Origin of the sequence: Vibrio sp. SSH13-20, from assembly GCF_040104475.1 — a bacterium.
GTDB lineage: Bacteria > Pseudomonadota > Gammaproteobacteria > Enterobacterales > Vibrionaceae > Vibrio > Vibrio harveyi.
Genome location: NZ_JBECOU010000001.1, coordinates 414,081 through 426,421, shown reverse-complemented (window position 1 = coordinate 426,421; position 12,341 = coordinate 414,081). Strand labels below are relative to the sequence as shown.

11 protein-coding genes are annotated in these 12,341 nt (G+C 45.3%); 7 read left to right on the top strand and 4 right to left on the bottom strand.

The annotated features are described in order from the left end of the window. The first annotated feature begins 79 nt into the window (after positions 1 to 79). Positions 80 to 1,348: an L-methionine/branched-chain amino acid transporter gene (gene yjeH, locus ABMY42_RS02065; RefSeq protein ID WP_005453554.1), complete on the top strand. Its 1,269-nt coding sequence runs from the start codon at positions 80 to 82 to the stop codon at positions 1,346 to 1,348. Positions 1,349 to 1,353: 5 nt separating this feature from the next. Here the strand turns inward: yjeH and ABMY42_RS02060 are convergent, their stop codons facing one another. After that, complete coding sequence (locus tag ABMY42_RS02060) at positions 1,354 to 2,787, bottom strand: PLP-dependent aminotransferase family protein (RefSeq protein ID WP_349265900.1); 1,434 nt, start codon at positions 2,785 to 2,787, stop codon at positions 1,354 to 1,356. 100 nt (positions 2,788 to 2,887) lie between these two features. On the opposite strand from ABMY42_RS02060, the gene ABMY42_RS02055 reads away from it, so the two are divergent. Continuing rightward, positions 2,888 to 3,544: a pyridoxamine 5'-phosphate oxidase family protein gene (locus ABMY42_RS02055; protein WP_053052765.1), complete on the top strand. Its 657-nt coding sequence runs from the start codon at positions 2,888 to 2,890 to the stop codon at positions 3,542 to 3,544. Here the strand turns inward: ABMY42_RS02055 and ABMY42_RS02050 are convergent. Next, positions 3,525 to 4,847, bottom strand: coding sequence for an ATP-binding protein (locus ABMY42_RS02050; protein ID WP_274887067.1), 1,323 nt, complete (start codon positions 4,845 to 4,847; stop codon positions 3,525 to 3,527). The genes ABMY42_RS02055 and ABMY42_RS02050 overlap by 20 nt on opposite strands. A 3-nt stretch (positions 4,848 to 4,850) precedes the next feature. Next, positions 4,851 to 5,543, bottom strand: a complete 693-nt coding sequence (locus ABMY42_RS02045) for a response regulator transcription factor (RefSeq protein ID WP_005453547.1) — start codon at positions 5,541 to 5,543, stop codon at positions 4,851 to 4,853. Positions 5,544 to 5,913: 370 nt separating this feature from the next. On the opposite strand from ABMY42_RS02045, the gene ABMY42_RS02040 reads away from it, so the two are divergent. Continuing rightward, positions 5,914 to 7,443 carry a hypothetical protein gene (locus ABMY42_RS02040; RefSeq protein WP_349265899.1) on the top strand — a complete coding sequence of 510 codons (1,530 nt, stop codon included), beginning with the start codon at positions 5,914 to 5,916 and terminating at the stop codon, positions 7,441 to 7,443. A gap of 12 nt (positions 7,444 to 7,455) precedes the next feature. Continuing rightward, entirely contained in the window at positions 7,456 to 8,145 is a 690-nt protein-coding gene (locus ABMY42_RS02035) for a hypothetical protein (RefSeq protein ID WP_049536526.1), read from the top strand. A gap of 76 nt (positions 8,146 to 8,221) precedes the next feature. Here ABMY42_RS02035 and ABMY42_RS02030 read toward each other — a convergent pair whose 3' ends face one another. Then, positions 8,222 to 9,223: an AraC family transcriptional regulator gene (locus tag ABMY42_RS02030; RefSeq protein ID WP_009696245.1), complete on the bottom strand. Its 1,002-nt coding sequence runs from the start codon at positions 9,221 to 9,223 to the stop codon at positions 8,222 to 8,224. Between the two features lie 107 nt (positions 9,224 to 9,330). Between ABMY42_RS02030 and ABMY42_RS02025 the strand changes: the two genes are divergently transcribed. The 3 genes from ABMY42_RS02025 (at position 9,331) to ABMY42_RS02015 (ending at position 12,304) form a co-directional block, all read left to right on the top strand. Continuing rightward, positions 9,331 to 9,657, top strand: a complete 327-nt coding sequence (locus tag ABMY42_RS02025) for an MFS transporter (RefSeq protein ID WP_005433326.1) — start codon at positions 9,331 to 9,333, stop codon at positions 9,655 to 9,657. Beyond that, complete coding sequence (locus ABMY42_RS02020; RefSeq protein ID WP_274887782.1) at positions 9,657 to 10,880, top strand: biotin/lipoyl-binding protein; 1,224 nt, start codon at positions 9,657 to 9,659, stop codon at positions 10,878 to 10,880. Before ABMY42_RS02025 ends, ABMY42_RS02020 begins: the two co-directional genes overlap by 1 nt. A 101-nt stretch (positions 10,881 to 10,981) precedes the next feature. Continuing rightward, positions 10,982 to 12,304, top strand: coding sequence for an AarF/ABC1/UbiB kinase family protein (locus tag ABMY42_RS02015; protein WP_009696246.1), 1,323 nt, complete (start codon positions 10,982 to 10,984; stop codon positions 12,302 to 12,304). Positions 12,305 to 12,341: the final 37 nt, after the last annotated feature.

Below are 12,341 nucleotides of genomic sequence, written 5' to 3'. Positions count from 1 at the left end.
TGACGGTCGACTACATCATTTTGATATGCAGAATTTAGATATGCTTGTGGCTTGCATTACCTAGATGTTCGAGGTCGTTATGGAACAACTCAAAAAAGACATTACGCTGATATCAGGAATTGGTCAGCTATCGACAACCTTAATGGGCACGGGTCTATTTATGATTCCAGCGATTGCCGCTGGTATTGCAGGGCACTTCTCACTTTGGGCTTGGATTATTTTATTCATTGCTATTTGTCCCATCGCTTTGACTTTCGCTCAGTTGGGCAAGCGCTATCCAAGTGCTGGCGGCACGGCGTATTTTGTTCGTAAAGCATTTAATAGCAAACTAGAGAGCAGCGTCGCGTGGTTATTTGTTAGTGTTATTCCTGTTGGTGTCCCTGCTGCTGTCGCACTTGCCGCTGGCTTTTTACAACAACTGTTACCAGAGTCCATTAGTAACCACCTTTTCGCTCAAATTCTCACAGTGGCTCTGTTAGTGGTCGTTAATCTACTTGGCACTAAATCATCGGGGCGGCTACAGACGGTCATCGCATTGAGCATTTTTGCTTTAGTCGGTGCATTTTTATGGAAAGGCGATGTGGGACCTGTTGATTTAAGCATGCCTAAGATAACGACGGATTCGACATGGTCAGTTGCTGCAGCGCTTGGTGTCATGTTCTGGTGTTTTGTCGGAATAGAAGCCTTTGCACACATGGGAGAAGAGTTTAAGAACCCACAACGAGACTTCCCGATCGCGATCATCGTTGGCTGCTTTGTCGCGGGAGCAACCTATTGGGCATGTTCTGTCGTGATATTGAAGTTTGGTGCTTACGGCAGTGCTGAGTTCGACAGCGCATCAATTCCTTGGTTGAGCGCACATCTATTTGGTGATCATGCGAAATGGCTTATCAGTATTATTGGTTTCTCAGCATGTTTCGCTAGTGTAAACCTCTACACTCAAAGTCTGGCTCGAATGGTGTGGGCGCAAGCAAGAGAACACAAGCCAACCAGTGCTATCGCGAGAGTGTCCGTTCGGGGCGTTCCTGCCAATGCAACGCTAGTCGTTGGCGCAATTTTGCTTGCTTCTTGTGTTATTGGTTCGCTATCGGGACTGGATTTGGAGTTCTTCCTTAAGCTCGCGAATGGCATTTTTGTTCTGGTCTACCTGCTCGCTATGCTTGCCGCTTATAAGTTGTTACAAGGCTGGGGAAAGACGCTCGCGGGAATTTCTTTGGTATTGTGCACCGCAGTGTTCATTTGTTTGGGTTGGTCTATGCTCTACGCCATCACTATTTTTGCCGTGCTGTCTTTACCGTGGAAGCAATGGCGAAAAAAGAACCCTAAACGGGTGATTGAGCAAGACTGATACTCTTATTCAAACAGCTCAGAAATCTGTTCAACCAGAGCATCAATCTCACCAAGCGCGACATTGCCATAACCAAGAACCACTCCTTGCCAATCTCGCACTTTATACTCTGGGTGCTCATAAAAACTCATCGGGCGCAGCACGATACCTCGAATCTTCGCTTGCTGTGTCCATTCGTTCTCATCAATACCTTGTTGCCACTTCAACGTAATATGAAGACCGGCAGCTTGACTGATCACCTTAACTTTATCACCAAAGTGTTTTTCTATCGCCATACACAATTGCTCATGTTTGGTTTTGTACAGTCGACGCATTTTACGAATATGGCGGAGTAACCCTCCTTCAGTGATGAAATCAGCCAAAGCCTCTTGAGTATGAGAGGGAGAATCCCCGCTTAGCGCATCTTTAATCACTAAGCATTCTTCAACTAAAGCATCCGGTACAACAAGATACCCAAGCCGCAACCCGTTAAACATGACTTTACTAAAAGAGCCTACATAAAGAACGCGATCATCACGTCCCATTTGGGCTGCAAGCCCTTGCAAGCTGGTATATGGGCGATGGGCAAACTGAAACTCACTGTCGTAATCATCTTCGATAATCCAACGTGCCTGTTGCACCGCCCAGTTAATGATCTTTCCTCTTTGTTCGGTATTAAGCGTTGTGCCCATCGGATATTGGTTACTTGGCGTGACATATAAAGCATCTGCATTGCTGGCCGTTACCGCTTCCACATCGAAACCCAATTGCTCTCGAATATAGAGTGGCTCAAATTGATATTGCTGGAATTGAATCAACTTACGCATTTGCGCGTAGCCCGGTTGTTCCATCAAGACTTTGCTACCCGGCTTAAGAGTAACCATAGTGGCAATCGACAACGCTTGCTGAGCCCCGGAGGTAATAATTATCCGCTCAGGGGAACAGCTCACAGAGCGGCTTGATGCAAGGTAGTTAGCCAAAGCGCAACGCAATGCCCAGCTTCCTTGAATATCTTGATTGCCCAACAAGCACGTGCGAGACATATGGCGTGCGAGTAACTTTTGCCATTGAGCCATCGGAAATGCGTCCAAATCAGGCACACCCGGTGCAAATGCACGGTTGATATCAAAGTTACTTTTCGGTGATAAGCCCTTCTTTTCTGAATTAGGCTCAGGCAGATACTGCTCTGGCAATTCCACTGCGACATAAAATCCCGAGCCTTTTTGGCTGATTAAATAACCTTCCGCCACCAACTGCTCATAGGCTGCGATCACCGTATTCCGGCTGATATTAAGCCCTTGTGAGAGTTTTCGTGTTGAAGGTAACTTTCCGTTTTTTGCCCACAATCCTTGAACAATTTTCTCGCGAATTGCGAAAAATAGCGCCTGTTGACGCGTCCCATCACTGTGCTTTAAGTACAAGTCACCAATATCAATCAAAGACAAACTGGATCCAACCATAAGTTAAAACTGGCTCTCTTTAAGCTACCAGTTAAGCGCTACATTGCAATCAAAGATTGAGGAGCAAGTGCTTACCCATATGAGTAAATAAGGAGAAAAAATGTTATCCAGCACCAATAGAACCGAGATAAAGAAAGGCGCACATAAGGCGGTGACGGATGTCGATAAGCTACACGCCATAATAGACGAAAGCTTGATCGCTCATATTGCAATAACCAATGATACGGGTCCGGTGGTTATCCCTATGTTGGCTTGGCGTGTCGACAATTATGTCTATATCCATGGCGCGAACAACAGCCGGCTATTACGCTCGCTCAAACAAGGAGTACAAACGTGCCTAACCTTTACTTTATTTGATGGTTGGGTGTTAGCTCGAAGTGCTTTTCATCATAGCGCACATTATCGCAGTGCCGTCGTCTTTGGGCAGTTTGAAGTCGTAGAAGATAATAATGAGAAAGACAGACTTCTGAATCATTTTATTGAGCAAATTGCGCCAGGTCGAACCGAAGAAGTGCGTTTGAGTAACGAAAAAGAGCTCAAAGCGACCATGTTACTGCGCATCTCCTTGGTGGAAGCATCGGTCAAAGTCAGTAACTTTGGCGTCAACGACGATGCAGAAGACATGGATCTTCCCGTTTGGGCTGGAGTCTTGCCGTACCGAACTGTGGTAGGTCCGCTTCAAGCTTGTGACGATTTATATGAAGGTATAGTAGAACCAGATTATCGTAGTGCTTACCCTAATCGTTGGCAGGAATAAGCACCGTAAAGCGCGCCCCACCTAAATGGCTTTCGCCGACAGAAAGCTCCCAACCCAGTTGCCTTGCTGCACTGGTTGCAATGGCTAGCCCCAAGCCAAACCCTTTCACGTCGGCGTTACGGCTCCCATCTAAACGAGAGAACGGGATAAACACTTCTTCACGTTTCTCTTCCGGAATGCCAGGACCATCGTCTTCAATATCAACAATCCAAAAGTGCTCTACAGAACGAATCGTGACCTCTACGCTGAATTCCCCATAACGTTTTGCGTTTTGCAGTAAGTTATCCAGAACCAAGTTCCCTAACGTTGGCTGTAGATGGATAGACTGGTAATCGAGATCATTTTCAACGGTCAGCTTTGCTTGTTCTAACCCACGATAATTCATGCGACTCTTGCACCACAAAGGCAACTCAATCGTTTCGATAGAGTCTTGTAACGAATGGTTCTTAAGGCTAAGTCGAGAAAGCATCACGATGTCGGATGTCAGATCCGTAACGACGTCTACGTAACGCTCGATGTCATCATGCAGTTCAGCTTGCATCTCACCCTCAGTACGCCTTGCTAAATCAGTGGCTAATTGGATTCGACTAAGTGGCGTTCGAACTTCATGAGGGATGGCTTGAGTGAAAATGTGTGTTTGACGCACTCTTCTTTCGATTTCTTCAGACATACCATTAAAGCCGTTCGCCAGCTCTTTAACCGGTGAAGAGTATTGTTCCAACTTAACACGAGTATTCAGCTCACCTGAGCCAAATAATCCTTGTGCCTTGGTCAGTTGTCGAATCTGACGATCCAACCTTCGTACAGGGATGTATACCATAACTCCGAGGCTACAAATCACCGTGAGCAGTAGCGTCAAAATAAATATGATTTCGGAGTCCTCATCCCAATCAATATCCGGGCTGAAAAAATCACTCTTTTCTTTAAACACTAAGCTCTGAGTAGTATTGGGCAAAGGAAACACTGCGGCGTATATGCTTCCATCAATCAAATAGACCGGAATACCTTGCATTCGATAAAGTAACTCGCAGTCCAAGCAAGGTGGTGTGCCATCCCAATTGTCGACAAGCGTTAAATCAAAGATGAAGAAATCTTGCTTTCCGTTTGCCGTTAACTTTTTGTAGAGAGAGTCCGGCGTACCTCGTTGTTCAATGTATTGATCAACAAAGTAAGCACCATCGTTGAGAAAAACACTGACTTCTGTTTTGCGCATATACTCGCCCCCCATAAAAAGGAACAAGCCAATCGTTAACGCAAGACCTGTCACCAGCCCTACATAGAGACGGGAAAACACAGAGAACATCGATTATTTGCCCGTCAGCATGTAACCGCGATTACGCACTGTTTTAATCGTTGCGGTGTGGATGTGCGCTTTGGCGAATTTTTTACGTAACGATGAAATTCGCATATCAATTGATCGATCGGTAATGCAGTACTCAATACCTCTCGCTAAGCGGCAGCATGACTCTCGGGAGACAGGTTTGTCGACATTGAGCATCAAAAGTTCCAAGATTTCGAACTCAGAATCCGTCAGGTCAATATCTTGTTCTAGATAGTACGCTTTAGAGCGACGCGTACACAGTTCAATACCGTATCGGCTCAATTCTGTCTCTTCAACCGTATCGACCTGACGGCAATAGCGACGCAAGGCGGCTTCAATCCGTGCTAAGAGAATATTACCCTTGATGGGCTTGGTTAGGTAATCATCAGCACCAAACTTAAACAAGCTTACTTCACTCATTTCATCGTCTGTTGCAGTCAGAACAATAATGATCCCGTGAAAAAACTCGCGTGCTTCCTGGCATATCTCTGCGCCATTTTTACCCGGGAGCATCAGATCCAGCAACACCAAATCAGGCTTCAAATCTTTGATTGCATCTAGTGCATTTAGACCATTGTCGACCACTGTCACTAGGTAGCCCTCAGCCTCTAGGTACATTTTGGTTAATCGAGCAATCTCAGAGTCATCCTCTACGAGCAAGATTTTATTGCCAACCATGATCTATTCACTCCATCTATAAAACAGGAGAAGTATATCGTTCGTTTTGTAGGGTGCAACCCACACTGCCGACACTTTTTCATACACAGAACGGCTTACAAAGCCTTACAAACCATACATTTACAATCGGCAGTATCATTGTAAGAGTCAGGAAACAGAACAACCCTCTATTTTATAAATGAATATCAAAACTTTAATTCGGAAATAAAACCAATAATCACATATAAACCCGTTATTATTTTAGTTTTATCGAATTAATAACCTTACAACTAACCATTTTTAGTGGTTATGACTATATTTGCGCATATAGACAGAAATTTCCTATCCCCCTACATTCCTCGGCGAACCTTCAGTTTGTGAGTACAAAAAGATGAAATTCGCTCAATTAACACCTTTAGCAATGCTGTGTGTGGTCAGCCTATCTTCGTTCGGTAGCAATGAATTCAGTTCGGATACGTCAACACCTCAACCAAATCCAGTCACAAGCACCGTATCTATCCCGGCAGCCGTCTCTTCACAGTTTCCACCGAAGTTAAAAGTCGCTTCTGATGCGGGGTTTACCCACTACTTGAAAGTTTCTGTTCCAGCAACCCACGATGACCAATCATTTCATATCATTGCGGTCGATGATGGAGCAAATAATGAGAAAATTTTTCGTGCAGCCAAAATCATCCAGCACTTACTCACAAACCAACCGGGGTCTAAATTCGGTGCCGACAAATCTGAGATCGCTAAGACACTAGCTGAGCACGATGCCACTTTAATGCTGACGAGAGACGATGATCAAAGCAATGAGCTATTAACTAAAGTTTTTGTTGGGGAACTGATTCGCCAAAACAAATTGAGTGATGCGGTATTAGATTCTGGTTTAACACACAGTTTTGATACCGATTCTTTAGAAAAGTTTGTTGCTAGCATGACGGTATTGAGTGAGGACGATATGGATGTTCTCATCGATTCCATCACGTCCACATTAATGAGCAGCCAAGACACGCCAAATTGGCTGATAAACAGTCAATCTTTGATGTATCGAGAGCTGACAGTCGAAGGTGACTGTCATTACATGAGCAACTTTTCGGATTACTGCGCCTATCTCGGAGAACACGCCGATCGAGATGCCGCTTTTGAAGAAATTTTACACTTGGTCCAAGCGCAAGGTATTGCACCTAACCCGTCGACTTCGTCATTGCAAAATGAAATCCAAACACACGCGCTAAACATCTACAATGATGCTCAAGCAGGTAAGCAAACTGTCTGGCAACCGACTCAGCGTGATTGGCAAGATTGGGAGTCTGACGACTTTGATCCTGAACGTGTAAAACAAACGGGAACATCTTATTCTCACGAATACTTTGCTGCCGCTTTTGAAGCCTACATGGGCGTAGCAAAAGCAAATGGGCATGGCTTAGATGGCTATCAAGCACTGACTCGTTCAGCGATGCACACGCAAGATCCATCAGCCGTTGAGTGGATTAGTGAACTCTTCCACAGCCACTTACAATACACTGCACACATCGATTCTGAAGGCGTCAAAGTCTACACAGATAACACGCGACCAGGTACGGTTCCTACCTTCCGTATGTCACCAAATGAAAACGGTGTAGTTGAAGCATACACCTATAAATCCCAATGGTTAATAAACGTGAAGATCATTGGCGACCAAGCGATGGATGTCATCGGGAATGATCAAAATAATACATTTGAAGGCAACGGGCAAAACAACCGTATTTACGGCGAAGGTGGCGTTAACACTTATATCGTTCCGCACGCATTCGCAGACTGTACCCTTTTAACTGCGAAGAACGTATCAGTGACCTGCCCTAGCACTGGTACCGATGAATTATTCGATATACACAACATTCAATTTACCGATCAAATCCTAGATGTAACCAAGCGATAAATGATGAAAAACATGAAGAAACTTACTTTGCTCGCCCCTTTGTTCCTTGTCGGTTGTGGTGGTCTTGCCGTAATGGATCGATCCGATGCGGTGAAAGCACAACCTGAAATGTTGGTCAAAACAGATGGCGATTTCTGGGGATTTGGTGCTGATGGCTATTTCGACTTTGCTGGTAAGTACAAAGGAAAATACTCACGTAGCGCCTCAAAGTCGAGCTGGTTCAATCGCGTATCGTTTAAAGATGGGGCGATGGGTGCAGAAGTCACGCGTATCGACAATGGTAAAACTTGGCTATTGAGTTGCACGGGCGGCGGCATGTCAGTTAACTATATGGGCGTCGATTTCGGTGGAAACGATCCTTACACATGCCAAATCACCCAAGACGGTGTAAAAGTCGGTGAGTTTGCAATGGAGCCTAAATCGGCACTGATTGATATCAGCTTAGAAAAGAAAGAAACAGGCACCGTTCGCGTTGGCGACACTCATTTCAATGTGGAAACCGTACACACTAGCCCTGATTCCATGATGGCGGTAGACATTCCATTGGGTTACAGCTTTAAACAAGGCACACAAGAAATTGCAGCAGTGCAAACCAACGGCACAATCGCAGTACAGATGCTGCCAGAACTTAGCGAGCAACAAAAAGATGTTGTTGCTATCGGTGCGGTTGCAAGTGCACTGAGCTGGCGTCCCGAGCAGTAAACGTCTCATACCCTAAAAACCAAAGCCGCTAAAACGAGCGGCTTTTGTTTACTAACAACACTTGTTCTTACAAAGGCTATTTTTCCAATCGAGCCGCATATTGCTTAGGCGTTAAACCACGATGTTTTTTGAACATACGATTAAAGCTGGCCACATTGGTGTAACCGAGGCGCACCGCTATATCTTCAATGCTGACGTGCTTACTCAACAAACCCGCAGCAACATTGCTCAATACGTAACCCGATACCGTGGAGAAATTGAGACCTAGTTTATGAAGCCGGCGCTGAAACTGCTGGTCAGATAATCCTAACAACGCAGAGACACGCTCTAGCGTTGGTAATCCGTAATGACTGCTGTAGTGCACCACTTCATATATCACTTTCAGTTCATCTTCTGGATCGGGCATATTGAGTAAATCATCCAAATCGGAAAAACTCATTGCTAAACGGTTGTCTTCGCGATGAATTACCTGCCGAGAAGCGAGACGGTCATCGCCGTTAATCCATATTTCGGTCTTGGGTTGGCTCCATTCTACTTCACAGCCAAAGTACTCTTTATAGAGCTCACCGTTTTTCCTAGAGCCAGAAATCATCACGCGCAATGGTTTGTAATCTTGTCCCAGAAATTCACGTAAAATCTTAATCATGAAAATCGCACAGCGAATGCTGTCATGTACTTTCACTGAGGTTTCAACGAAGGGGTTATGGTAAGTCCACTTGATGATCTTCCCTGACTGCTCGCCAGCAAAAAAAGCCCCCGATTGCAGGTTACTCACTCCGTAATTCACACGTCGAATCGTACTGGCTAAATCGTTACCAGAAAATAACCATCGACCGACAGGACCGAGTTTCTGCAATTCGATGCCACGACTCAAATTAAGCACCACATCAGGATCATTACTGAGTTGCTCAACACGTCGATACCATTCCGCGACCGCCTTTAAAGGCACCAATGTCATTGGGTTATGAAACACCGACGACGGGATCCCAAGCTCTTCAGAGCTCAAATTATACTTAGATAACGCGAGGTTATGCATATTTAAAATACCCATCGCGCGAATAAATCGAACCGTTTTCATAACCAATTACATCAAATTTAATCTTCTAGTGATTGAATTTGTCACAAACCCTCACCTATTTCAATTCCAGATCACAATACGCCAACAGTTTGATAGAGGAGTGTTTAATGAGTTTACTGAGTGTCCCATTTGTCGGAACAGGCGCAGATACAGCGTTACATGTTGTCGCTGCCGTCGTTTTAATCGCGAGTGTCGCTGGCGCATGTTACGGCTTTTGGAAAATCCATGAGTTGCCAATCAATAAGGCACACAGCAAAGACCATCACCAGATAGGGCTTATCACCGCCCTCACCTGGATAGGATTTGTCTGGCACTGGGTATGGGTGTTAGCCGTAATCTTTGCATTCGTTGATATGGAAAAAGCCATCATCAATCTGCGTGATACATGGAAAAGTAAACCGCAAACAGAAACACAGCCACAAGAGGAGGCATAATGTTAGAAGGTTTAGCGGTATGGGCACTCTTCATCTACCTGCTCCGTTTAGTCGGTATGCCTTGGAACAAAGCAACCAAATCGTTCGCTTATCTTGGCGGTTTAGGTTGGTTAATGTTCGTATGGGTAGGTCTCATTAACTTCACGCCTATGGACTTATCTGGCGGCTCTGTTGTGCAATCACCGCACATCCAATTGCGTCCAGATTCGACCAACGTGAAAGGCAAAGTTGACCATATTTACATCAAACCAAATCAACAGATTGAGAAAGGTCAGCTCATTTACGAACTCGATCCAACGCAGTATGAGATCGCATTGAACCAAGCAAACGTGTCAGCTGATTCAGCTCGGGTAGCACTGGCAACAGCACAAGGTGATATCGAGATTGAAGAAGCAAACCATCAAGCTCTGGTACAAGATCTAGAAACCTCCAAGAGCCAATTAGAAGCGGCGAAAGTTGACTACAAATTGCAGAAAAAGATGCTCAATCGTTACGTTGAACAAAACCGTGTGGTCCAAAACACCATCACGGAAAGCGACATCGACAAACAATCGAGTGCCGTTGATATGGCACGCCACAACGTGTTAACTCTTGAATCTCAAATTAAGAAAAAACAAGTTGATATCTCACGGGCAAAACTGGCAATTCATAAAGCAGAATTAGCAGTTGAAACCAAACAGGCTGAATTGCGCCAAGCTGAGGAGCAAATTGCAAAAGCGCAATGGGATTTGAACAGTACGAAAGTTCACGCACCAGCAGATGGCTTTGTGACCAACTTTATCTTGCGTGAAGGTCAACGTGTTTCGATGATGCCGCGTATCAATATGTACACCAACGAGAAGTACGTTTTGATGCGCGTCAATCACCAAGCGATTCGTAACATCAAACCAGGTCAACCTGCGGAATTCTCTTCTTCGGTTTATCCTGGCAAGATCTTCTCTGCAACCGTAGAGGGCATTGTTGAAGCGACTGGTGAGTCACAAGGCAACCTACTTGGTTTGGATGATTCCGTTCGCGCGACAACTGGCAAGAACTTACAGAATAAGCATCACTTTGTCCGCCTTAAGATTGACGAGCCAGAAGGCTACGATATCCCTGTCGGTTCGGTTGGCTTAGCATGGGTCAGCGGCGAGAAGCCGATCGGTTTCCTAGCGTTCTTGGATGTGATTCGTGGCATCATCATCCGAATGAAGTCTCAACTGTACTTCTTCTACTCTATCTAAACTCATAAACCGCCAGTTCTGCTGGCGGTTTTCTTTTCATTTGTATCCAAGCACGTACTTTTCCCGTATAACAAATAGTTAGTCATAAGCGGAGAAGATTCATGTCGGCAAAGGAAAGAAGCCTACCTACCCATCGTATCTCAAGATTCAGCAAGTTTGCTTCCCTTGCAACCCGTGTCGCAGGCAACGTAATTGCAGAAGGCACTAAACAAATCGCCAAAGGTAATAAACCTAAAGCGAAAGACCTGTTGCTGACGCCACAAAACATCGCGCGTTTAACAGACCAACTTGCTCACTTGCGTGGCGCTGCAATGAAGCTTGGTCAAATGCTCTCAATGGATGCTGGTGATGTTTTAGAACCTGAACTCGCCGATATTCTCTCCCGCCTTCGCTCCAACGCAGACCCGATGCCAGCCAAACAGCTAAATGGAGTAATGGAAAGTTCATTAGGGACGAATTGGAAAGCCGAGTTCCTGTCCTTTAACTTCAAGCCAATTGCCAGTGCCTCAATCGGACAAGTACACCAAGCCTACAGCGACGGAGGTGATAACCTAGCAGTCAAAGTGCAATATCCTGGCATAAGAAAGAGCATCGACAGCGACGTAGACAACGTGGGTACTTTGCTCAAAGTCGTTGGGTTGATTCCCGAGTCTGTTGATTACAAAGGGTTGCTGGAAGAAGCCAAAAAGCAACTGCATGATGAAGCCGATTACGCACGAGAAGCGCAATTTGCCATTCGTTATCATGACGCTTTGAAGGATCACCCTCATTTTGTCGTGCCAAAGATTCACACTGAAAGTTGCTCAGAATCCGTTCTCGCTATGGAATTCATTGATGGCAGCCCGATTGAGCAAATTGAACACTATGACCAAAATACGCGTGACTTCGTTATGCACAGCCTGCTCGAATTGCTATTCCGAGAGCTGTTCGAATTCAAGATGGTGCAAACCGATCCCAACTTTGCCAACTATTTATACATAGAGAACACCCGTCAAATCGGCTTGTTAGATTTCGGTGCGACTCGCGAGTACAGCGAACGATTCAGCACTGGTTATCGCCAAGCTTTTGCATCGGTTGTTAACGACGACGAACAAGGCTTGAACGATGCACTGGAACAGATTGGTTTCTTCAGCACAACCATCATGCCTACACAGCGCCAAGCGATTCTTGATTTGGTAAAAATGGCATGTGAGCCAATGTTAGTGGATGAGCCTTATGACTTCAAAGCCAGTGGTTTAGCCCAGAAACTTAGAGAAGCTGGCACCATTCTAAGCATGGAGCAAGACTACTGGCACACGCCACCAGCAGATGCCCTATTCCTACATAGAAAGATCGGCGGAATGTACTTGCTGGCAGCCCGTATTGGCGCAAAAGTGAACATTCGCCAATTGGTCTCACCTTACCTACAGATAAGTAACCAATAGGCTATTGTTTTTCTGCTATTTTCGAGTACCTTGATCA

Excerpts from the sequence above, each read along its gene's own strand:
- yjeH (WP_005453554.1), top strand. The coding sequence starts at position 80 with ATGGAACAACTCAAAAAAGACATTACGCTGATATCAGGAATTGGTCAG.
- ABMY42_RS02060 (WP_349265900.1), bottom strand. The coding sequence starts at position 2,787 with ATGGTTGGATCCAGTTTGTCTTTGATTGATATTGGTGACTTGTACTTA.
- ABMY42_RS02055 (WP_053052765.1), top strand. The coding sequence starts at position 2,888 with ATGTTATCCAGCACCAATAGAACCGAGATAAAGAAAGGCGCACATAAG.
- ABMY42_RS02050 (WP_274887067.1), bottom strand. The coding sequence starts at position 4,847 with ATGTTCTCTGTGTTTTCCCGTCTCTATGTAGGGCTGGTGACAGGTCTT.
- ABMY42_RS02045 (WP_005453547.1), bottom strand. The coding sequence starts at position 5,543 with ATGGTTGGCAATAAAATCTTGCTCGTAGAGGATGACTCTGAGATTGCT.
- ABMY42_RS02040 (WP_349265899.1), top strand. The coding sequence starts at position 5,914 with ATGAAATTCGCTCAATTAACACCTTTAGCAATGCTGTGTGTGGTCAGC.
- ABMY42_RS02035 (WP_049536526.1), top strand. The coding sequence starts at position 7,456 with ATGAAGAAACTTACTTTGCTCGCCCCTTTGTTCCTTGTCGGTTGTGGT.
- ABMY42_RS02030 (WP_009696245.1), bottom strand. The coding sequence starts at position 9,223 with ATGAAAACGGTTCGATTTATTCGCGCGATGGGTATTTTAAATATGCAT.
- ABMY42_RS02025 (WP_005433326.1), top strand. The coding sequence starts at position 9,331 with ATGAGTTTACTGAGTGTCCCATTTGTCGGAACAGGCGCAGATACAGCG.
- ABMY42_RS02020 (WP_274887782.1), top strand. The coding sequence starts at position 9,657 with ATGTTAGAAGGTTTAGCGGTATGGGCACTCTTCATCTACCTGCTCCGT.
- ABMY42_RS02015 (WP_009696246.1), top strand. The coding sequence starts at position 10,982 with ATGTCGGCAAAGGAAAGAAGCCTACCTACCCATCGTATCTCAAGATTC.